The organism is Amycolatopsis sp., from assembly GCF_036008905.1.
Lineage (GTDB): Bacteria > Actinomycetota > Actinomycetes > Mycobacteriales > Pseudonocardiaceae > Amycolatopsis.
The window spans coordinates 12774-31950 of record NZ_DASYMU010000042.1 but is presented as its reverse complement, the minus strand read 5'-3'; the positions used below and the strand labels follow the sequence as shown (position 1 = coordinate 31950).

The following is a 19177-nucleotide window of genomic DNA, read 5'->3' as shown; positions in this document are numbered from 1 at the left end:
GATAAGAAAGCGAGTGCCTCTTCCATGAGCCGTGAAGACGTCCTGGTCACCACCCAGTGGGCCGAGGAGAATCTGGACACCCCCGGCGTCGTGTTCGCCGAGGTCGATGAGGACACCACCGCTTACGACGGCGGGCACATCCGCGGCGCGGTGAAGCTCGACTGGCGCAACGACCTGCAGGACAAGGTCCGCCGAGACTTCGTCGACAAGGCGGGCTTCGACGCCCTCCTGTCCGAGAAGGGCATCGGCAACGACGACCTCGTCGTGCTCTACGGCGGCAACAACAACTGGTTCGCCGCGTACGCCTACTGGTACTTCAAGCTCTACGGCCACGAGAACGTCAAGCTTCTCGACGGCGGCCGCAAGAAGTGGGAGCTGGACGGCCGCGAGCTGAACGGCGACGACGTCAAGCGCGAGGCCACCTCGTACACCGCCAAGGAGCAGGACCTCTCGATCCGCGCCTTCCGCGACGAGATCGTCCCGGCCATCGGCGCCAGCAACTTCGTCGACGTCCGCTCGCCCGACGAGTTCTCCGGCAAGCTGCTCGCGCCGGCGCACCTGCCGCAGGAGCAGTCCCAGGTCCCGGGCCACATCCCCGGTGCGCTGAACGTGCCGTGGGCGAAGGTCGCCAACGAGGACGGCACCTTCAAGACCGAGGAAGAGATCAAGGAGCTTTACGCGGACCAGGGCCTCGACACCGCGAAGCCGACCATCGCGTACTGCCGCATCGGTGAGCGTTCGTCCATCGCGTGGTTCGCGCTGCACGAGTTGCTCGGCTACGAGGACGTCAAGAACTACGACGGCTCGTGGACCGAGTACGGCTCCCTCGTGGGCGTTCCCGTCGAGCTCGGCGCGGCCAAGTAATGGCCGCCGACGGCTGCGGCGCCCCCGCACAGACGACGACCCCCGCTGACCTCGACACCAAAGGTCAGGTAGTGCTCGCAGGCAAGGTCACCGGCACCGACGGACCGATCGGCGGCGCGTTCGTCCGCCTGCTCGACGGCGGCGGCGACTTCACCGGCGAGGTCGTTTCCTCGCCCGAAGGCGATTTCCGCTTCTACGCCGCCCCTGGCGCGTGGACCGTTCGCGCACTGCACCGCAGTGGCAACGGCGAAACCTCCGTGACCGTCGACAGTCCCGGCGTGCACGAACTGGCCATCTCCGTCGCCTGATCCGCTCCACCCGAAGTGCCACCATGGCCACCTAGGTCGCGTTAGATGCGACCAAGGTGGCCATGGTCGTATCGACGGAGCTGTGACGTGCGGCGGGTGGCCGGGTGAGACCGGTGAGTACGGACTAAACTGCGAAACGTGGAAATCCTGTTTACGACGCTCCTGGTCCTGGCCGGTGTCGCCATCACGTGGTTCGCTTTCTACGTCGTGTACCGGCTCTACGCAGACCAGCGCTGAGATGACGTCCAACGAGGCGATCGAGGCCGCGGAAGAGCGCTCGAAGAGCACCGCCAAGCGGAACCTGCCGCAGTTCGACGACCTGCCGATCCCGGTGGACACGGCGAACCTGCGTGAAGGTCCTAGCCTGAACGACGCCTGCCTCGCGCTGCTCCCGCTCGTCGGCGTGTGGCGCGGCGAGGGCGAGATCACGTACCCGACGATCGACGGCCCGCGGAAGTTCGCGCAGCAGCTGACGATCGCGCACGACGGCCGCCCGTTCCTCATCCACGAAGCCCGCTCCTGGCTACTGGACGACGAGGGCAACGTCGTCCGTCCCGCGGCCCGCGAGTCCGGCTTCTGGCGTCCGCAGCCCGACGACTCGCTCGAGCTCCTGCTGACGCATTCCAGCGGCATCCTCGAACTGTTCTACGGCACCACCCGCGGCCAGGCGTCCTGGCAGATGGCCACCGACGCGGTGGTCCGCACCTCGACAGCCAAAGAGGTCACCGGGGCCCAGCGGCTCTACGGTCTCGTCGCCAACGGCGACCTCGGCTATGTCGAGGAACGCGCCATGGTGGGCCAGCCCCTGCAGCCGCACGCGTCGGCGATCCTCCGCCGCGTGGTCGGCTGATCCACCGCCGCTCCATGCGCTGGCGGCGGTACGGGGAAGACGCGGCGCTGCTCGAATGCGATTCGCTCGAGCAGATGAGCGCGGCCAGGGCCACCGTCGCCGCGGCTGACCTGGCGGACATCGTCGAGCTCGTACCCGGCGCTCGTAGCTTGCTGATCGAGGCGCGTCCGGGCTCCACTGTGCTCGAGCAAGTCCGGGCGCTGCTGAAATCCGCGGACCTCGAACATCCACCGCAAAGCCGTCCCCGCGAGATCGTGCTCGACGTCCGCTACGACGGCGAAGACCTGGAGCTCGTGGCCGAGACAGCCGGAATCAGCGTCGACGAGGTCGTGAAGCTCCACACCGGAGCCCACTACACCGTCGCCTTCACCGGTTTCGCGCCCGGATTCGGTTACCTGACCGGCCTTCCCGAGCCGCTGCGACAGTCCAGATTGGACACTCCGCGCACGCGCGTCCCCGCGGGCTCGGTGGGTGTCGCGGGCGAGTTCGCCGGGGTCTACCCGCGGGCGTCGCCGGGTGGCTGGCGGCTCCTCGGCCACACCGACACCGTCCTGTTCGACTCGCGCGCCGAGCGGCCGTCGCTGCTCGCCCCCGGTGACCACGTGCGTTTCCAGGGCACTCGGTGAGGGCCGTCGAAATCGTGTCGGCCGGGCCGTCCGCGCTGGTCCAGGATCTCGGCAGGGCCGGCAGCGGGCATCTCGGCGTGCCGCCGTCCGGCGCGCTCGACGGCCCGGCGCTGCGGCTGGCGAACCGGCTCGTCGGCAATCCCGAGTCGGCGGCCGGAATCGAGTCGCTGCTGGGCGGGCTGCAGCTGCGGGCCCGGTCTTCGTGCACGGTCGCCGTGACAGGCCCGCTCGTGCGGGTCACGCTCGACGGCCACGAGGTCGGCTCCCACACGCCCGTGTTCGTCAAGCCGGGGCAGACCCTCGCGCTCGGCACGCCGGCCACCGGGTTGCGCTGCTACCTGGCGTTGTCCGGCGGAATCGACGTCGACGCGGAGCTCGGCAGCCGGTCACGTGATGTCCTGTCGGAGATCGGCCCGCCGCCGCTGTGCGCGGGTGACGTCCTGCCACTGGGCCCGTCGCGAGGCGTGCCGACCGGACTGGACGTCGTGACGCCGTCGCAAGCGCCCGCCGAACTCGAGGTGCCGGTGCTGCTCGGCCCGCGCGACGACTGGTTCGAAAGCCCCGCCGCCCTCGCCGGGCCGTGGACGGTCACCGCGGAGTCCAACCGCGTCGGCGTCCGGCTCGACGGAACCGCGTTAACCCGGACGGCTGAATTCGCCGACCGCGAATTGCCCAGCGAAGGCCTCGTCACCGGCGCGATCCAGGTACCGCCAAGTGGCCTACCACTGGTTTTCCTCGCCGATCACCCCACGACCGGCGGTTACCCCGTGTTAGCGGTGGTCCGGCGGGCCTCACTGGCCGCACTCGCCCAGGCACGACCTGGAACCTCCGTGCGGTTTCAGCCGTCCAGTTAGCTGTGGAAGAGCTGACTGTCGCCGGGGGCACCGGAGTAATCGACCTGCGGGAACCGGTGGACCGGCCCGAACTCGCGCCCGCACTGCGGATCGCACTGGCCACCGGCCAGCTGCGCCGCCCGCTGCGCGAAAGCCTGCGCCAACTGCTCGACCTGCTGGTGGACGGCGACTACGAGGTCGTAGGCCCCCAACGGCTCCCCGAAGACGTCGACGTCCGCCCGCTCGATCCGTGGCCGCCCGCCGACGCCATCCGCGTCGAGTACTACCGGACGGCGATCCGCGCCGGGCACAAACCGATCGCCGTCCTGCTCGACACCCAAGTCCTCGACGGGCACCACAAACTCGCGGCCTACCAGGCCGAAGGCGTCACGCCCGTGGTCATCCAGGTCAAGCCGCGCTAGCGGTACTCGCCCTCGTAGGCGCCCGCCAGCTCGGCGTGGACCGCGGTGGAGTCGGGCAGCGCGCGGCCGTTCAACGTGTGCACCCGCGTCACCTTGCGGACCGAAGACGCCAGGAAGACACCGTCGGCGGTGTACAGGTCCGAAACGCTCAACGGCTCCTGCTTGACCGTCCACCCGAGCCGCGCCGCGCCGCGGAACAGCGCGGACTGGGTGGTGCCGGGCAGGATGCCGATGTCGAACGGCGGCGTGTAGAGCACCTTTTCCCTGGCGACGACCACGGTCGACGTGGGCCCTTCGAAGACGGAATCCTCACCAGCGGTGAAAATCACATCCTGGGCCCCGCGCCGGGCTGCTTCGCGCACCGCGGCCATGTTCATCGCGTACGACACCGTCTTGGCACCGAGCAGCAGCCAAGGTGCCCGCTTCGCCAGATCCGGCTCGACGCCGCGGTCGAGGGTGATCGCCGAGATGCCTTCTTCGCGGGCGCGAAGGACCTTCTCGTCGATCTCCAGCCCCATCGCGAACGCCGTCGGCTTTCCCTCGGGATCGCCTTCGACGCCCCTGGTGTAGACCAGTTTCAGGGCGAACTCCGTGCCGCCGGTCCAGTTGTCGATGACCCGAACGCAGACGTTTTCCCAAGCCTTGAGATCAGGAGCGGGAAGATCCAGCATTTCGGCAGAGCGGGCGAGCCGCTCCAGATGCGGCGCGAGCTCCCGAGCCCGGCCGCCGACCACGAGGATCGTTTCGAAAACGCCGTCACCACGGAGAAGCCCGAGGTCGTCGACGCGAATATGGGCCGCATCAGGGGCGGCGAGAGTCCCATCCAGGAAGGCAAGAACGCGCATGGCTTTAACCTACTCACCTAACATGGTGTGTATGGCCTACCTTTCACCGCTGCTCGAGCTACGCGGTTCGATCGCCACCCCCGAAGGCCACCCCGAAGCCGGCGTCCCGTGGCACTGGGGCGACCCGTTCGCCGAACAGCGCACCGCCGTGCGCAACGCCGCCGTCGTCGACAGATCGCACCGGGAACTCATCGCGGTGAGCGGCGAAGAGCGGCTTTCGTGGCTGCACCTCGTGATTTCGCAGTACATGACCGGGCTGCCCGAGGGCACCGGCACCGAAGCGCTCGTGCTCGACACCAACGGCCGCGTCGAGGCGCACATGGTCGTGGCGAACGTCGACGGCACGGTCTGGCTGGACAGCGACAGCGGCGCGACGGTGACCAGCGCGTTGCCGAAAGGCGGCCCGCAGTCGCTGCTCGCCTACCTCGAAGCGATGAAGTTCTGGGCCAAGGTGGAGATCCGCGACGCCACGGGCGAACTCGCGTTGATCACCGTGCTGGGCCCGGACACCGAAAAGATTCTGTCCACTGTGGACGTCAAGCTCGGCACCGAGCCGTACAGCGTCGCCGCGATCCCCGGTGGCGGCTTCGCCCGGCGGATGCCGTGGCCTGGCAAGTCGAGTGTGGACCTCGCCGTGCCGCGCGCGGACCTGGTCGACTGGTGGCGCCGGATCACCGACGCCGGTGCGCGCCCGGTCGGCAGCTGGGCGTACGACGCGCTGCGTGTCGAGTCGCTGCGCCCGCGCCTCGGCATCGACACCGACGAGAAGACGATCCCGCACGAGGTGAACTGGATCGGCTCGGCAGCGCATGTCGCGAAGGGCTGCTACCGCGGCCAGGAAACCGTGTCGAAGGTCCACAACGTCGGCAGGCCGCCGCGGCACATGGTGCTGCTGCACCTCGACGGTTCGCCCGCGGTGCTGCCCGAGACGGGCGATCCGGTCGTCCTCGGCGAGCGGACCGTCGGGCGAGTGGGCAGTGTCGTGCAGCATCACGAACTCGGTCCCATCGCGCTCGCGCTGGTCAAACGCAGCACCCCGGTCGACGCCGAACTGCTCGTCGGCGCCGAAGACCGCGTGGTCCAGGCCGCTATCGACCCGGATTCGGTGCCCGCCGAAGGGGTCGCCCCCGGTCGCGAGGCCGCGCAACGACTCCGTGGGTGATTGACTCCAACGCTGGCAAATAACACCCCCGTAGAGCAGGATGACAACGTGATCGAAGTTCGGCCTGGTGGGCGCCGTCGGATCGACCGTGTGCTCGCCGCGGACTATGTGCTGAGCCTGGGTGAGCTGGCGCTCGCCGAACTCCGCGAGCGCCGCAACGATGCCGCCCAGGAAGAGACCGATCTGTCCTATCTGCGCCGGCTCCTGCACGCGCGGATAGACATCGTCCGCGCCGAGCAGCAGCGCCGGAGCACCGGTGGTGAGAGCCGGATCGTCGACCAGCTGGCCGCGATCCTGTCCGACAACGCCATCGGCCCGGCCATGGGTTCCGGCAGGCACCAGAACCTCGAGCCCTCGCGCGCCGGTGAGTACCGGCGTCAGGCCGAAGCGCTCGTGGGCGACGCCGACCTGTCCGACGTCAGCGCGCTGTCCGACGAGCAGCTCACCAACGTCCTCGAGACGTACGCCAAGGCAGAAGCCTCCGTGTCCACCCGCCGCCGCGAGGTGCAGGCCGTGATGGACACGATCAACGCGGAAATCGCCGGGCGCTATCGCAGCGGCACGGCCTCGGTCGACGACCTGCTCGCGACCGAACGGGGTCAAACCCCGAAAGGCTCGCATGACTGATCCGGCGCTCGTCGCGGTCGTCCGGTCCGGTTTTGTCGAGAGTGTGCATCGTGGTGCGCTCGTCGTCACCGACCCGGACGGATCCGTCCGCTTCTCGCTGGGCGACGTCAAACGCCCGGTGTTCCCGCGGTCGTCGAACAAGCCGTTCCAGTCGCTCGGCATGCTGCGGGCCGGGCTCGACGTCGACGACGAGGACCTGGCGTTCTCGGCGGGCTCGCACAACGGCGAGCCGAAGCACGTCGAGCGGGCGCTGGACCTGCTCAAGCGGCACGGGCTCACGGAAGCCGACCTGATCTGCCCGCCGGCGTACCCGATGCACGAGCCGAGCCGGGTAGCCGCCATCGCCGCGGGCGAAGGCCCCCGGCGCGCGGCGATGAACTGCTCCGGCAAGCACGCCGCGATGCTCGCCACCTGCGTGCAACGCGGCTGGCCGACAGCGGACTACCAGAATCCGGACCACGAGCTGCAGCGGCTGATCGCCGAGGTCATCCCCGAGCTCACCGACGAACCGATCGCGAAGATCGGAGTGGACGGCTGTGGCCTGCCGCTCGCCGCGTTCTCCCTGACCGGGCTGGCCAAGGCGTTCGGCAGGCTGGTGACCGATTCGGAGCGCGTCGCCGACGCCATGCGCGCGAACCCGTGGCTGGTCGCGGGCACTGACCGCGAAGACACCGTGCTGATGACGAACGTCGACGGCCTGCTCGCCAAGGGCGGCGCGGAAGGTGTCCACGCGATCGCGCTCCCGAACGGGACCGCGGTGGCGCTGAAGATCGAAGACGGCGCCGCACGACCGCGGAACACCGTGCTCATCGCCGTCCTGCGCGCGCTCGGCGTCATCTCCGAGGACCCGGCCACGAACCCGGTGCTCGACGCGCTGGGCCGCGGCGAAGTCCTCGGCGGCGGCGTCCCCGTCGGCGAACTCCGTGTTGTCGCCGGAGCGCTCAGGGATCTCTAGCTGGGACCTCTAGTTGGCGCTTTCATGGGCGGCCAGGTCGCCCCAGTACTCGCGGAGGTCGGAGAAGAGCTCGGCCAGTTCTTCGACGTCTCCGGAGCGCAGCGCCTCGAGGATGCCGTGGACCTCGTCCGCGGTGGTGTCGGATTCGAGGACCGCGTCGGGGATCAGCTGGACGATGCCGCCGTAGTCCAGCTCGACGGCCGAATCCTCGTGGAAGCTCGCCAGCCACCGCTGGGTGTCGGCGAGGATCCGTCCCGGGCCGGAGTCCCCGAAGCTGTTGTCCACCAGCTCACGGGCTTCGGCGACGCGGCTGAGCGCGTCGGACATCGGCACGCGCCACGACAGCTCACGCGCGGAGTCGTAGCGGCCGGAGCCGAGCACGACGCGGCGCTGGTCCGGATCGACGATCGCGAACCACGGCAGCGGCACGGTCCACGTCGTCGACAGCACGTGGACCACCGGCTTGACGAGCCCGCCGAGCGCGTCCTTCGCCTTGGCCCTGATCGTCTCCACCGGCAACCCGCCCGCCGACAGGATCGTCGACCTCAGCGTCGGATGCGCGTCACTGAGGAAACTGACCAGTGCGGCCGCGGACCGGGCGCGCAGTTCGAGCGGGCAGACGAGCGTCCCGGAGCCGACCCGGCCGTTCTCCGCGGCCGGGACATCGGCGGCGTCGAGCACGAGGACGTCGGTCTTGGTGCTCGGCGCGGCGCGGCCGTCGGCGAGTTCGGCGGGGAACAGCCGGACCGGCGCGGCGACCTGTGACTTGAGCCACATCAGCTGTTCGCGCTCGCCGACGTCCGCCCGTTTCAGGCGAGCGGCCGCCACGGCCTCCAGCAGCAGCTCATCCGGTGGATCCCCGAAGGCGGACAGGGGTTCGTACACCCGGAGATACGACACGAACGGACGGAGCACGGGTAAATCGTGGCACGCCGACCTGCGCCGATCGGCACCGACCGGCCGACAACGGAACTTTTCCCGACACTGTCACGACCGGCACACCGTGCCACGTCGCATCCAACCCCCGCGACACGGTACGGTGTCAGGAGGAAATAGTTGTCGAGAGATGCGGGGCCGCCGATTTCCCCCGGCCGCCCCGCCCCTGTGCGAGGGGGTCGAGCCATGGGGCGCGGCCGGGCTAAAGCAAAGCAGACGAAGGTTGCAAGGGAGCTCAAGTACAGCTCCCATGAAACCGACTTCGACGCCTTGCAGCGCGAGCTGTCCAGTAGTTCCTCTGACGACAGGCACGAGGACTCCAAACAGCAGGACGACGAGGAGCCGTATCCAGACGGATACGACGAATATCGTCGTTGAGCAGGCGTAACACGCGAGGGTGGGTCCGGGGCACTCCCGGCGCCTACCCTCGCGTGTCGCTTGCTGCCTGTCCTCGGGTCAACAAGATCGAAAAGGAGCGGGCTGATGACAGCAGACATCCAGCGAGTAGGCGTGATCGGTGCGGGCCTGATGGGCTCGGGCATCGCCGAGGTGCACGCACGCGCTGGTCTAGAAGTGATGGTCACCGAGGTGAGCCAGCCTGCGCTCGACGCCGGCCGGGCCCGCATCGAGAAGTCGCTGCAACGCGGCGTCAAGAGCGGGAAACTCGCCGCCGAGGACGCCGAAGCGGCGCTCGGCAGGTTGACCTTCACCACCGATATCGGCAGCTTCACGGACCGGGACCTGGTGATCGAGGCCATCCTGGAACAAGAGCAGGCCAAGGTCGACGTGTTCCGCCAGCTGGACAAGATCGTCGAGCGCGAGGACGCGATCTTCGCGTCCAACACCTCGTCGATCCCGATCATGAAACTGGGCATGGCGACGAACCGCCCGGCACAGGTGGTCGGCATCCACTTCTTCAACCCGGTGCCGGTGCTGCCGCTCGTCGAGCTGGTGCCGTCGTTGCTGACCGGTGAAGAGACGGTCAAGCGTGCCGACGAGCACGCCACCGGCGTGCTGGGCAAGACCGTCATCAGGTCGCAGGACCGGGCGGGGTTCATCGTGAACTCGCTGCTGGTCCCGTACCTGCTTTCGGCCATCCGGATGATCGAGTCCGGGTTCGCCTCGGCGCAGGACATCGACCGCGGCATGGAGCTCGGCACGGCCCACCCGATGGGCCCGCTGCGGCTGTCCGACCTGATCGGGCTGGACACCGTCAAGGCGATCGCCGACTCGATGTACGCGGAGTTCAAAGAGCCGTTGTACTCGTCGCCGCCGCTTCTGCTCCGCATGGTCGACGCCGGCCTGCTGGGCAAGAAGACCGGCCGCGGCTTCTACTCGTACTCATAAGGCCGCCGGTGGGGGCGGTTCGCCCGCCCCCACCGCACCTGGCGTTTTAGAGCTCAGCCTTCTTGCAGCACTGACAGGGTGTTGCCCGCCGGGTCCTTGAACCAGGCGATCAGCGGCCCGCCCTGCCGGTTGATGCCCTTGGCATCGACCCACTCGTACTTCTCGAACTCGACCCCGCGCGCGGTGAGTTCGTCCACCGCGGCCTCGATGTCGTCGACGGGGAAGTTCAGGATCGTGAACGACGCCGGCGTGTGGTCGTCCTTGGGGTAGACCAGCGTGTCCCGGTCGCCCGCGAGGTGCAGGTGGAGCATCCCGTGTTCCTCGGACACCCGGATCCCGAGCGTCTCGCCGTAGAACTTCTTCGCCTTGCCGACGTCGTCCACCGAGAACCCGCTGAACGCCTTCGTGTGTTCGAACATCTTCACTCGCCTTCTCTACGGCTTGAGGTCGGTGGCGGCCTTGAACGAGCCGTCCATGTAGAACGGCGTGGAGGTGTGCTCGTGGGCGATCTTCCACTCGCCGTCGATCTTGCGCAGGCAGACCGTCGCGCGGAACCACATCTCGAAGCCGCCCGGCACGCCCGCGGGCGTCGCGGACATGCTGTTCAGGCTGTGGCAGAACGCGACATCCTCGCCGGCGGTGATCGACAGGTCGCGGATCTCGGTGTGGACCGGCCCGTCGAAGGTGGCGAACCAGCTCCGCAGGCCGCTCGGGTCGAGCACGTCGTCCCCGCCGTGGCGCAGCGGCGGCGCGAGGTCGTACTTGACGATCTCCGGCGCGTAGCGGCCGACGAGCCACTCGGCGTCCGCCTTCGGCATGGCCGTCTCCTGGCCCATGATGAGCTCGCGGATCCGGTCCTCGTCCTGGCTGGTCATGGTTGTCTCCTCGGATTTCGGCGCCCTTGGTGGCCGCCTCTCGTGGAGACGTAGAAGCTGCCGGCCTCGTTTCGACATCGTGAACCGACGAATTTCGCGACGCAAATAGACTGCGGCCGTGCCTGACGAACAGATGCTCCGCGTAGGACTCATCGGAACCGGCCCCTGGGCGAAGCAGATCCATGCGCCCGGCCTGGCCGACCACCCCGGCACGACGCTGACAGCGGTCTGGGCCCGACGACCCGAGCCTGCACGTGAACTCGCCGACGAGCACGGCGCGGTGGTGGCGGAGAGTTTCGAGGAGCTGCTGGACCAGGTCGACGCGGTGGCGTTCGCCGTCCCGCCCGCGGTGCAGGGTGTGCTGGCCGTCCAGGCCGCCGAAGCCGGGAAGCACCTGATCCTGGAGAAGCCGATCGCCGCGGATCTGGCGTCGGCACAGCGACTGGCCGACGCCGTGGCGTCCGCCGGCGTGGCCGCGTTGGTGGTGCTGACCTTGCGATATGCGGCTCAGACGCGAGAGTGGCTGGCCGACATCGCGGAGACGGGCGGCTGGCAGGGCGGTGGCGCCCGTTGGCTTTCCGGCGCGCTGCTCGGTGGCGCGTACCAGAACTCGCCGTGGCGGGTGGCCGACGGCGCGCTCGCCGACATCGGCCCGCACGTCTTCGACCTCATGGACGCCACGCTCGGCACGATCACCAAGGTGCTCGCCGCGAACCGCACCCCGGACGACCTCTGGCAGGTCATGTTCCAGCACGAAGGCGGCGCCACGAGCACGGCCACGCTCTCGCTGCGGCTCCCCGTCCAGCCGACCGTCACCGAGTTCGCCGTCTACGGCCGGGACGGCTATCGCACACTCGGCCGCAAGCCCGGCTCGGCGGGCGAGTCCTACACCTCGCTGCTGGACGACTTCGCCGCGATGGTCGCCTGCGGCACCACCGAACACCCCTGCGACGTCCGACGCGGACTCCACCTGCAGCGCATTATTCACGAAACCCGTCTGCTCGCCGGAGAGTAGTACACAGGCGAGCAAGCCGAAAATCCTTCACAACCAACGGTTTCCGAGGTCGGGGGCCCAGTTCTTCCACAGGTTGTCCACAGTGTCCACTGTGGACGATCTCCTCTAGATGAACACCACTATCACCTGGCGCGCAAAAGCATGTGCTCGGCGCGCCCGCCACTTCAAAATCACCTCTTAGTGAACGCCGTTGAGCGCGCGCAGTGGATCTTGTGATGCGAAGGTGATCTTGGAATCGCGTTCAGGGGAAGGGGATTTGGTGGGTGACTTGCTGCGAAATTTCGGCGCGATGATCCCGTTGACGGTGATCGCTTTTCCTTACGCACTCCTCATTTGGCCACTGCTCGCGGCCCAGCGAAGACGAAAACATCCGGCACGGACGGCCGTGTTCACCGCGGCCGTCGACGTGACGATTCTGTTGATCGCCGGTCTGGCGCTGTGCCTGGTGTTGATGCCCGTGGCCGGCGCGCGGACCAGCATGCTGCATTTGGTGCCGGGCACCGACATCCGCACCGCGCTCGGCGACGACGGCTCGTTCTGGCAGGTCGGCGGCAACCTCCTGATGCTGAGCCCGCTGGGCGCCCTGCTCCCGATGCGCACCCCGTTCCTGCGCTCGCTCATCCGCATCACGCTGGCCGCGTTGATCGTGTCCATGCTGGTGGAAGGTGTGCAATATCTGATCCACGCGGGTCGGGTGACCGCCACCGACGACGTCCTGCTCAACACCCTGGGCGCCACCGTCGGCGCCACCGCCACCAAAAAATGGTGGCTCTGGAGTCCCCGAATCCTGCCGGCCCCGCTCCCCATCCCCGCACAACGCCGTCGCCTGACCGTCTGCGAAAACCCGACCCTCACCCAGCCACGCCAGCCCCACCTCCGCCCCCAACCCTGGCAACACCCCGCCCACACCCACAACGCCAGCTAGCCACACGCCAACGCGACACACAGCTACCCAGACGGGAAACATCCCGATCCCCGCCCACATAGCCGTGTTTCCCACTTGCGTAGGTGTGTTGCACGTCTGCGTAGGTGTGTGTTGCGGTGGCGTTAGTCGTTGAAGTGGCCGCCGCGGCCTTTTTTGACGTCGCTACGGCGCTTTTTCGAGGCGAGGCGGCGTTCTTTGGAGCCTCGGGAGGGCTTGGTGGCCCGGCGTTTGGGTGGGGGAGGCGAAGCGGCTTCCTTGAGCAGGATCACCAACCGAGCCCGAGCGGCCTCGCGGTTCATCAGCTGCGACCGGTGCTCGCTCGCCGCGATCGTCACCACGCCGTCGACCAGCCGGGAAGCGAGCCGCTCCAGAAGCCGCGCGCGCAAGTCATCCGGGATAGAGGGCGAATCGGCGACGTTGAAGGACAGCTCGACCCTGGAGTCGGTGGTGTTCACCCCCTGCCCGCCGGGACCTGACGACCGGGAGAACCGCTCACGCAGTTCTCCGAGCGGGATCGTCAGGCGCCCGGTGATGACAAGGTCAGAACCTGGGGTGGTCACCGGAAAGAATCGCCCTCGGGCCGTCCGCGTCTTCGGCAGGCCGGATTTCGCCCAGGACCCAGGACGGGACGTGGCGTGCGGTGAGCATCGCGAGGGCGCGGTCGGCGTCATCGCGCGCGATGATCGCGACCATGCCGACGCCCATGTTGAACGTCTTCTCCATCTCGGCCTGCTCGACCTTGCCGAGCTGGCCGATGACGGCGAACACCGCGGCCGGGTTCCAGGAGCCGCGCTCCAGGTGGGCGACCAGGCCACGCGGCATGACGCGGGCGAGGTTCGCCTCCAGGCCACCGCCGGTCACGTGCGCGAACGTGCGCACCTCTGTCTCGGCCATCAGGGCGAGGCAGTCCTTGGCGTAGATCTTCGTCGGCTCGAGCAGCTCTTCGCCGAGCGTGCGGCCGAACTCCTCGACATGGCCTTCGAGCGACATGCGCGCGATGTCGAGAAGCACGTGCCTGGCCAGCGAGTACCCGTTCGAGTGAAGTCCGGTCGAGCCCAGCGCGATGACGACGTCACTCGGCCGCACCCGCTCCGGCCCGAGGATCGCGGATGCCTCGACCACGCCGACCCCGGTGCCCGAGATGTCGTAGTCGTGCTCGCCCATCAGCCCGGGGTGCTCGGCCGTCTCGCCGCCGAGCAGGGCGCAACCGGCTTGGACGCAGCCCTCGGCGATGCCGCCGACCAGCGCGGCGATCTTCTCCGGGACGACCTTGCCGATGGCGATGTAGTCCTGCATGAACAGCGGCTCGGCGCCGGTGACGACCAGGTCGTCGACGACCATGCCGACCAGGTCGATACCGACCGTGTCGTGCTTGTCGAGCGCCTGCGCGATGGCGATCTTGGTACCGACGCCGTCGGTGGACGAAGCCAGTACCGGCTCTTTCCACCTGTCGAGCTTCAGCGAGAAGAGCCCCGCGAAACCACCGACACCACCCAGCACCTCGGGCCGGGTGGCCCGGGCGGCATGTGGTTTGAGCAGCTCGACGGCTTGGTCACCGGCGTCGATACTGACTCCGGCGGCGGCGTACGTGGCGCTCGTGGACTCGCTCACGGAAGCGGTCTCCATCCTGAAACGGTAAAAGAACGGGCTCTACGGACGCCGAACGGCGTCTTCGGCACCGTACCCCGCCGGGGAGACGGGCTGAGCCGCGCCATTGACCGCGTCCAGGCTCTCCAGCAGATGCTTGCCCAGCAGAGCGTCGTCGGGCAGCTCGATCGGATACTCCCCCGAGAAGCAGGCCGTGCACAACCGGGTTTTCGGCTGCTCGGTGGCGGCGATCAGGCCGTCCAGCGAGACGTAGCCGAGCGAGTCGGCACCGATCGAGCGGCGGATGCCGTCGAGGTCGACGCCGTTCGCGACGAGCTCTGCCCGCGAGGCGAAGTCGATACCGTAGAAGCACGGCCACCGGACCGGCGGCGACGCGATCCGCACGTGGACCTCGAGTGCGCCGGCCTCGCGCAGCATTCGCACGAGCGCGCGCTGGGTGTTGCCGCGGACGATCGAATCGTCCACCACGACCAGGCGTTTGCCGCGGATGACCTCACGCAGCGGGTTGAGCTTGAGCCGGATACCGAGCTGGCGGATGGTCTGCGACGGCTGGATGAAGGTCCGGCCGACGTAGGCGTTCTTCACCAGGCCGGAGCCGTATGGGATACCCGACGCCTGCGCGTAGCCGATGGCGGCGGGCGTACCGGATTCCGGCACCGGGATGACCAGGTCACCGTCGGTCGGGTGCTCCACCGCGAGCTTCTTGCCGATCTCGACGCGGGTCGCGTGCACGCTGCGCCCGGCGATGGTGGTGTCCGGGCGCGCCAGGTAGACGTACTCGAAGACACAGCCCTTGGGCTCGGGGTTCGCGAACCGCGAGGAACGCAGGCCTTCGGCGTCGATGGCCAGCAACTCGCCCGGCTCGACCTCGCGGACGAACGACGCGCCCACGATGTCGAGGGCCGCTGTTTCACTGGCGACGACCCAGCCACGCTCCAGGCGGCCGAGCACGAGCGGGTGCACCCCGTGCGGGTCACGCGCGGCGTACAGCGTCGACTCGTCGGCGAAGACCAGGCAGAAAGCGCCCTTCAACGTCGGGAGCAGTTCCAGCGCGGCGGCTTCGATGCCCTTGTCCGCGGCGTTCGCGGCGAGCAGCCCGCAGATGAGGTCGGAGTCGCTGGACGACCCGGTGAGCTGCATATGCGGCTTGAGCCCGGCGTCGACCGTGCGCTGGCGCAGCTCGGCCGTGTTGACCAGGTTTCCGTTGTGCGCGAAGGAAATCCCGCTGCCGGTGGCGGTGGTACGGAAAATGGGCTGGGCGTTTTCCCAGATCGTCGCGCCGGTGGTCGAGTACCGGCAGTGGCCGACGGCGATATAGCCCTGCAGCGACTGCAGGATCTGCTCGTCGAAGACCTGGCTGACGAGGCCGAGGTCCTTGAACACCACTATCTGCTTGCCGTCGGACACCGAGATGCCGGCCGCTTCCTGCCCGCGGTGCTGCAACGCGTACAGCCCGTAGTAGGTCAGCTTGGCGACTTCTTCACCGGGCGCCCAGACACCGAAGACGCCGCATTCCTCACGGGGTTCCGGATCAGGTTGGTCGACTAGGTCTAGCAAGGGCTGTCCAGCATGTGACTGGTCAGAAACCACCGAGGTGCTCCCAAAGAAAGAAGACAGGCCGACGCAAGTGTAACCGCTCTGGTCTGCGGCTTCGCTGTGTCGTCGATCGCCCGGGAACGGGTGTGGCGCCCCCACGCGTCACACCCGCGACCTCGGGAGCATCAGACGGAGAGCCAGTCGGTGCCGGGGACGAGCAGCGAGCCGGGGGTGCGGTCTTCGGGGAGCGCGAGTGTCTCGGCCAGCACCGAAGCGACCGGGCCGCTGGAGTGCCAGAGGACCTGCCTCGGCTTGAGGATGTTCTCCTCGCTCCCGGGGACGCGCATCGCGGTGACGTCGTCTTCGGCGCTGAGGCGGACGACGTCGACCACGTTGTCGTGCATGCGGATGCCGACGATCTCGAGCACTTCGCCGTTCTCGTCACGCGGGTGCACGAACTGGTAGCCGCGGGAGATCAGCTCCTGCAGGCCGGTCTCGAAGTCGAGGTCCTTGTCGAGCGTGTCAGTTGAGGACGTCATCGAACTCGCCGTCCTTGGCTCCGGCCAGGAACGCGGCCATCTCGGCACGGGTGTAGACGAGCGCGGGGCCCGACGGGAAACGGGAGTTGCGCATCGCGATCTCACCGTTGCGCAGGGGCGCGACCTCGACACAGTTGCCGACCGCGCCACTGTGCTTGCTCTTGCGCCAGCGTGCGTCCGTCAAAAGCTCCGCCGAAACGCCGTTCACGAACTGTTCCGCCATGACCATCACCTTTCCCGACATCAGCCCCCGGGTGGACGACATGCATATGCACGTGCATCCGATTGTGATTCTTAAGCTAGCACGGGTGGATGCAGACGTAAATGCACGTGCAGAAGTTGGCCGGAACTTTCTCCCCAAGTAACGATCATGAAGAAACCATCAGTGGCAAACGGGTGAAAAAAGTGATCTCCACCAGCCAATCATTCACCGAAAGTCACCTAATGCGCGGACGAGTGAAAACGCCTGCTCAGATCTCCGCGAGCCGCTTCGAGAGCAGCTGACGACTGCGATCCGGCGTCTCCGCATCGACGGCGAGCCTGTCCAGCGAACGGCTGTACGACTCGATCTCGTCCAGCTTCTCCAGGTACAGCGCGCCTGTCAGGTGCTCGACGTAGGCGATGTTCGGCAGCTCGGGCTCGGCGAACCTCAACAGGGCGAAGGCGCCTTCGGCGGCGTACCCGCTGAGATGCCAGGGCAGGACCTGCACCGACACGTTCGGCAGCGAGGTGATGTCGAGCAGGTACTCGAGCTGTGCGCGCAGGCCGCGGCGGCCACCGATCGGCCGGTGCAGCACGGACTCGTCGAGGACCGCCCACAACCGCGGAGCGTCGGGCCTGGCCAGCAGCTTCTGCCGCCGCATTCGCAGCGCGACACGGCGTTCGACCTCGTCGTCGGCGGCTTCCGGACGGCCGTGGCTCGCGATGGCGCGGGCGTAGTCCTCGGTCTGGAGCAGGCCCGGGACGTAGAGCGGCTCCCAGGTCTGGATCCGCGAAGCGGCTTCTTCGAGGCCGACGAAGTCGTTGAACCAGCCGGGCATGAGGTCGTTGTAGCGGCGCCACCAGCCGGGCTGGTTGGACTCCTTGACCATGTCGAGGAAGGAGTTCCGCTCGTCGCCTTCGGTGATGCCGTACATGGTCAGCAGGTCGGCGACGTCGCGTTCCTTGAAGCCGACGCGGCCGAGTTCCAGCCTGCTGATCTTCGATTCGGAACCACGGATGTTGTAGCCCGCTTCGCCACGCGTGATGCCGGCCCGCTCACGCAGGCGCCGCAACTGGGAGCCGAGAATCATCCGTCGGGCGGTGGGACCGAGGCTCTGCTCTCCACCGGGCGCACTGACGGCGTTCATGAACGGGCCCTTTCATACGAACCGAAGCTAGCGAGCACTTCAGCATAGCCGCCGGAAACAGTCCAACTACCCAGAGTACACGCACGTGCAGATGTTTCGGGCGGATGCTGAAGTTTACGCGGCGGGCGCATGCCCTTACCCTACGTGTAGTCCGCGATATTCGACACAGTTTTGTGAGTTTGTGAGGCTGATATGCCCGGTGCCGCCCCTTCCACCGATCGTCCCGCTCCAGTAGGCGTTGACCCGACTCGGGCGAGCATCGCTCGCGTGTACGACGCGTTCCTCGGCGGCAAGGACAACTACGCCATCGACCGCGAGACACTGGCCAAGGTCGCCAGCGTCGCGCCGGAGGCGAAGGACCTGGCCACCGAGAACCGCAACTTCCTGATCCGCGCCTGCCGTTTCCTGGCGAGCCAGACCGGGATCAAGCAGTTCCTGGACTGCGGCTCCGGCCTGCCGACGGCCGAGAACACCCACCAGGTCGTGCAGCGGTTCGACCCGGACATCCGCGTCGTCTACGTCGACAACGACCCGGTCGTCCTCGCCCACGGGCGCGCGCTGCTAGAGGAGAACGACAACACGCATTTCGTCGCCGCCGACATCTTCGAGCCGCGCGAGATCATGGAGAACGAGACCGTACGCAAGTACATCGACTTCACCGAGCCGGTGGCGCTGTTGCAGATGGGCACGCTGCACCACTACAACGGCCCCGCGGGGCGCCCGGCCGAGATCATGCGTGAGTACGTCGAGGCGCTGCCGTCCGGTTCCTACGTCGGGATCAGCCACTTCTCCGACCCGGAGGACGAACTGAGCGCACTCGCCCGCAAGATGGAGGAAGTCTTCCTGCACAGCCCGATGGGCTCCGGGACCTTCCGCACCAAGTCCGACATCGAAGACCTGTTCACCGGGCTCGAACTGGTCAAGCCGGGCGTCACGCTGTGTGCCGACTGGTGGCCGGACGGCCCCCGGCTCCTGGCCCTCAACGACGCCCAGCGCTGCATCTCCGGTGGTGTCGGCCGCAAGCCGTAACGCACCGGATCCGAACAGCTTCAGCCTGCTCCGAGGATTGCATTTCGCAATTGCGGGCAGGGACAACAGAACACCGCTGCCGGATCTCTGTCAGATCTTGAGGATCGGCAGCCAATGCGAGAGGTCGGCCCGGGTACCGGAAGCGGTGACCCGGCCGGCCTCGATCGCGTCCGCCCAGGTGAGCCGCCCGGTGGCCAGTTCCAGCCAAGTGCGCGGATCGGTCTCCACCACGTTCGGCGGCGTCCCCCGCGTATGCCGCGGCCCTTCCACGCACTGAACCGCCGCGAACGGCGGCACCCGCACCTCGACACTGCGTCCCGGCACGTCCGAAGCCAGCGTGCGCAGGCTCAGCCGGACGGCCGCGGCGAGCTCGGGACGAGCCGGTTGCGGCCCGTCTCCGCTCAACCAGGCCGAAACCGCCTGCACAGCGGCTCGTAACTCAGCGGGGTCGACCGAACGCGAAGAGACCATAGGGGAAACAGTAGAGTGACGGCTCACGGCAAAGTGGTTCAAGCCGGAACGTGGA

At 67.9% G+C, this 19177-nt stretch carries 25 protein-coding genes; 14 read left to right on the top strand and 11 right to left on the bottom strand.

Annotated features, from left to right (window positions below):
- The first annotated feature begins 24 nt into the window (after positions 1-24).
- From VGP60_RS08330 to VGP60_RS08305, 6 genes are all read left to right on the top strand, one after another.
- Entirely contained in the window at positions 25-864 is an 840-nt protein-coding gene (locus VGP60_RS08330) for a sulfurtransferase (protein WP_327547306.1), read from the top strand.
- Positions 864-1172: a DUF1416 domain-containing protein gene (locus VGP60_RS08325; RefSeq protein ID WP_327547305.1), complete on the top strand. Its 309-nt coding sequence runs from the start codon at positions 864-866 to the stop codon at positions 1170-1172. The genes VGP60_RS08330 and VGP60_RS08325 overlap by 1 nt, the downstream gene beginning before the upstream one ends.
- 238 nt (positions 1173-1410) lie before the next feature.
- On the top strand, positions 1411-2022 hold the full coding sequence (locus tag VGP60_RS08320) for an FABP family protein (RefSeq protein WP_327547304.1): 612 nt from the start codon (positions 1411-1413) through the stop codon (positions 2020-2022).
- Between the two features lie 14 nt (positions 2023-2036).
- The gene (locus tag VGP60_RS08315) at positions 2037-2648 is read left to right on the top strand and encodes an allophanate hydrolase subunit 1 (RefSeq protein WP_327547303.1); all 612 of its coding nucleotides are present in this window, start codon (positions 2037-2039) and stop codon (positions 2646-2648) included.
- On the top strand, positions 2645-3502 hold the full coding sequence (locus VGP60_RS08310; protein WP_327547302.1) for a biotin-dependent carboxyltransferase family protein: 858 nt from the start codon (positions 2645-2647) through the stop codon (positions 3500-3502). The genes VGP60_RS08315 and VGP60_RS08310 overlap by 4 nt, the downstream gene beginning before the upstream one ends.
- Positions 3503-3504: 2 nt before the next feature.
- Positions 3505-3903 carry a hypothetical protein gene (locus tag VGP60_RS08305; protein WP_327547301.1) on the top strand — a complete coding sequence of 133 codons (399 nt, stop codon included), beginning with the start codon at positions 3505-3507 and terminating at the stop codon, positions 3901-3903.
- On the opposite strand, the gene VGP60_RS08300 is transcribed toward VGP60_RS08305, so the two are convergent.
- Positions 3900-4748 carry an aminodeoxychorismate lyase gene (locus tag VGP60_RS08300; protein ID WP_327547300.1) on the bottom strand — a complete coding sequence of 283 codons (849 nt, stop codon included), beginning with the start codon at positions 4746-4748 and terminating at the stop codon, positions 3900-3902. The genes VGP60_RS08305 and VGP60_RS08300 overlap by 4 nt on opposite strands.
- 31 nt (positions 4749-4779) lie before the next feature.
- On the opposite strand from VGP60_RS08300, the gene VGP60_RS08295 reads away from it, so the two are divergent.
- From VGP60_RS08295 to VGP60_RS08285, 3 genes are read left to right on the top strand one after another with little or no spacing between them, the layout of a single operon-like run.
- Entirely contained in the window at positions 4780-5910 is a 1131-nt protein-coding gene (locus VGP60_RS08295; RefSeq protein ID WP_327547299.1) for a folate-binding protein, read from the top strand.
- 48 nt (positions 5911-5958) lie between these two features.
- Positions 5959-6537, top strand: a complete 579-nt coding sequence (locus VGP60_RS08290) for an aerial mycelium formation protein (protein WP_327547298.1) — start codon at positions 5959-5961, stop codon at positions 6535-6537.
- Positions 6530-7492, top strand: a complete 963-nt coding sequence (locus tag VGP60_RS08285; protein WP_327547297.1) for an asparaginase — start codon at positions 6530-6532, stop codon at positions 7490-7492. Before VGP60_RS08290 ends, VGP60_RS08285 begins: the two co-directional genes overlap by 8 nt.
- A gap of 9 nt (positions 7493-7501) precedes the next feature.
- Here VGP60_RS08285 and VGP60_RS08280 read toward each other — a convergent pair whose 3' ends face one another.
- A complete protein-coding gene (locus VGP60_RS08280) occupies positions 7502-8407 on the bottom strand; it encodes a hypothetical protein (protein WP_327547296.1) in 906 nt (301 codons plus the stop codon).
- Between the two features lie 207 nt (positions 8408-8614).
- Here VGP60_RS08280 and VGP60_RS08275 point away from each other — a divergent pair, with 207 nt between their 5' ends.
- Both VGP60_RS08275 and VGP60_RS08270 read left to right on the top strand, forming a co-directional pair.
- Positions 8615-8806 carry a DUF3073 domain-containing protein gene (locus VGP60_RS08275; protein WP_327547295.1) on the top strand — a complete coding sequence of 64 codons (192 nt, stop codon included), beginning with the start codon at positions 8615-8617 and terminating at the stop codon, positions 8804-8806.
- Between the two features lie 105 nt (positions 8807-8911).
- Positions 8912-9775 (top strand): 3-hydroxybutyryl-CoA dehydrogenase, encoded by an 864-nt coding sequence (locus VGP60_RS08270; RefSeq protein ID WP_327547294.1) that lies wholly within the window; start codon positions 8912-8914, stop codon positions 9773-9775.
- A 53-nt stretch (positions 9776-9828) separates the two neighbouring features.
- On the opposite strand, the gene VGP60_RS08265 is transcribed toward VGP60_RS08270, so the two are convergent.
- Together VGP60_RS08265 and VGP60_RS08260 are read right to left on the bottom strand one after the other, a co-directional pair.
- Positions 9829-10194, bottom strand: coding sequence for a VOC family protein (locus tag VGP60_RS08265; RefSeq protein WP_327547342.1), 366 nt, complete (start codon positions 10192-10194; stop codon positions 9829-9831).
- A gap of 15 nt (positions 10195-10209) precedes the next feature.
- Positions 10210-10650 (bottom strand): YybH family protein, encoded by a 441-nt coding sequence (locus tag VGP60_RS08260; protein ID WP_327547293.1) that lies wholly within the window; start codon positions 10648-10650, stop codon positions 10210-10212.
- Between the two features lie 133 nt (positions 10651-10783).
- Between VGP60_RS08260 and VGP60_RS08255 the strand changes: the two genes are divergently transcribed.
- Together VGP60_RS08255 and VGP60_RS08250 are read left to right on the top strand one after the other, a co-directional pair.
- Complete coding sequence (locus tag VGP60_RS08255) at positions 10784-11665, top strand: Gfo/Idh/MocA family oxidoreductase (RefSeq protein WP_327547341.1); 882 nt, start codon at positions 10784-10786, stop codon at positions 11663-11665.
- A 259-nt stretch (positions 11666-11924) separates the two neighbouring features.
- Positions 11925-12590, top strand: coding sequence for a VanZ family protein (locus VGP60_RS08250; RefSeq protein ID WP_327547292.1), 666 nt, complete (start codon positions 11925-11927; stop codon positions 12588-12590).
- A 122-nt stretch (positions 12591-12712) separates the two neighbouring features.
- On the opposite strand, the gene arfB is transcribed toward VGP60_RS08250, so the two are convergent.
- From arfB to VGP60_RS08220, 6 genes are all read right to left on the bottom strand, one after another.
- Positions 12713-13150 carry an alternative ribosome rescue aminoacyl-tRNA hydrolase ArfB gene (gene arfB / locus VGP60_RS08245; RefSeq protein WP_327547291.1) on the bottom strand — a complete coding sequence of 146 codons (438 nt, stop codon included), beginning with the start codon at positions 13148-13150 and terminating at the stop codon, positions 12713-12715.
- Positions 13131-14201 carry a phosphoribosylformylglycinamidine cyclo-ligase gene (gene purM, locus VGP60_RS08240; protein ID WP_327547340.1) on the bottom strand — a complete coding sequence of 357 codons (1071 nt, stop codon included), beginning with the start codon at positions 14199-14201 and terminating at the stop codon, positions 13131-13133. The genes arfB and purM overlap by 20 nt, the downstream gene beginning before the upstream one ends.
- Before the next feature lie 39 nt (positions 14202-14240).
- Positions 14241-15788 (bottom strand): amidophosphoribosyltransferase, encoded by a 1548-nt coding sequence (gene purF, locus VGP60_RS08235; RefSeq protein ID WP_327547290.1) that lies wholly within the window; start codon positions 15786-15788, stop codon positions 14241-14243.
- Positions 15789-15919: 131 nt separating this feature from the next.
- Complete coding sequence (locus VGP60_RS08230; RefSeq protein ID WP_327547289.1) at positions 15920-16273, bottom strand: hypothetical protein; 354 nt, start codon at positions 16271-16273, stop codon at positions 15920-15922.
- On the bottom strand, positions 16257-16496 hold the full coding sequence (locus tag VGP60_RS08225) for a DUF397 domain-containing protein (protein WP_327547288.1): 240 nt from the start codon (positions 16494-16496) through the stop codon (positions 16257-16259). Before VGP60_RS08225 ends, VGP60_RS08230 begins: the two co-directional genes overlap by 17 nt.
- A gap of 247 nt (positions 16497-16743) precedes the next feature.
- Entirely contained in the window at positions 16744-17622 is an 879-nt protein-coding gene (locus tag VGP60_RS08220; protein ID WP_327547287.1) for a helix-turn-helix transcriptional regulator, read from the bottom strand.
- A 192-nt stretch (positions 17623-17814) separates the two neighbouring features.
- On the opposite strand from VGP60_RS08220, the gene VGP60_RS08215 reads away from it, so the two are divergent.
- Complete coding sequence (locus VGP60_RS08215; RefSeq protein ID WP_327547286.1) at positions 17815-18651, top strand: SAM-dependent methyltransferase; 837 nt, start codon at positions 17815-17817, stop codon at positions 18649-18651.
- A 90-nt stretch (positions 18652-18741) separates the two neighbouring features.
- Here the strand turns inward: VGP60_RS08215 and VGP60_RS08210 are convergent, their stop codons facing one another.
- Complete coding sequence (locus tag VGP60_RS08210) at positions 18742-19122, bottom strand: sterol carrier family protein (protein ID WP_327547285.1); 381 nt, start codon at positions 19120-19122, stop codon at positions 18742-18744.
- Between the last annotated feature and the right edge of the window lie 55 nt (positions 19123-19177).

Excerpts from the sequence above, each read along its gene's own strand:
- VGP60_RS08285 (WP_327547297.1), top strand. The coding sequence starts at position 6,530 with ATGACTGATCCGGCGCTCGTCGCGGTCGTCCGGTCCGGTTTTGTCGAG.
- VGP60_RS08225 (WP_327547288.1), bottom strand. The coding sequence starts at position 16,496 with ATGGCGGAACAGTTCGTGAACGGCGTTTCGGCGGAGCTTTTGACGGAC.
- VGP60_RS08260 (WP_327547293.1), bottom strand. The coding sequence starts at position 10,650 with ATGACCAGCCAGGACGAGGACCGGATCCGCGAGCTCATCATGGGCCAG.
- VGP60_RS08330 (WP_327547306.1), top strand. The coding sequence starts at position 25 with ATGAGCCGTGAAGACGTCCTGGTCACCACCCAGTGGGCCGAGGAGAAT.
- VGP60_RS08215 (WP_327547286.1), top strand. The coding sequence starts at position 17,815 with ATGCCCGGTGCCGCCCCTTCCACCGATCGTCCCGCTCCAGTAGGCGTT.
- VGP60_RS08220 (WP_327547287.1), bottom strand. The coding sequence starts at position 17,622 with ATGAACGCCGTCAGTGCGCCCGGTGGAGAGCAGAGCCTCGGTCCCACC.
- VGP60_RS08320 (WP_327547304.1), top strand. The coding sequence starts at position 1,411 with ATGACGTCCAACGAGGCGATCGAGGCCGCGGAAGAGCGCTCGAAGAGC.
- VGP60_RS08315 (WP_327547303.1), top strand. The coding sequence starts at position 2,037 with ATGCGCTGGCGGCGGTACGGGGAAGACGCGGCGCTGCTCGAATGCGAT.
- VGP60_RS08270 (WP_327547294.1), top strand. The coding sequence starts at position 8,912 with ATGACAGCAGACATCCAGCGAGTAGGCGTGATCGGTGCGGGCCTGATG.
- VGP60_RS08265 (WP_327547342.1), bottom strand. The coding sequence starts at position 10,194 with ATGTTCGAACACACGAAGGCGTTCAGCGGGTTCTCGGTGGACGACGTC.
- VGP60_RS08230 (WP_327547289.1), bottom strand. The coding sequence starts at position 16,273 with ATGACGTCCTCAACTGACACGCTCGACAAGGACCTCGACTTCGAGACC.
- VGP60_RS08295 (WP_327547299.1), top strand. The coding sequence starts at position 4,780 with ATGGCCTACCTTTCACCGCTGCTCGAGCTACGCGGTTCGATCGCCACC.
- VGP60_RS08275 (WP_327547295.1), top strand. The coding sequence starts at position 8,615 with ATGGGGCGCGGCCGGGCTAAAGCAAAGCAGACGAAGGTTGCAAGGGAG.
- VGP60_RS08210 (WP_327547285.1), bottom strand. The coding sequence starts at position 19,122 with ATGGTCTCTTCGCGTTCGGTCGACCCCGCTGAGTTACGAGCCGCTGTG.
- VGP60_RS08325 (WP_327547305.1), top strand. The coding sequence starts at position 864 with ATGGCCGCCGACGGCTGCGGCGCCCCCGCACAGACGACGACCCCCGCT.
- VGP60_RS08255 (WP_327547341.1), top strand. The coding sequence starts at position 10,784 with ATGCTCCGCGTAGGACTCATCGGAACCGGCCCCTGGGCGAAGCAGATC.
- VGP60_RS08300 (WP_327547300.1), bottom strand. The coding sequence starts at position 4,748 with ATGCGCGTTCTTGCCTTCCTGGATGGGACTCTCGCCGCCCCTGATGCG.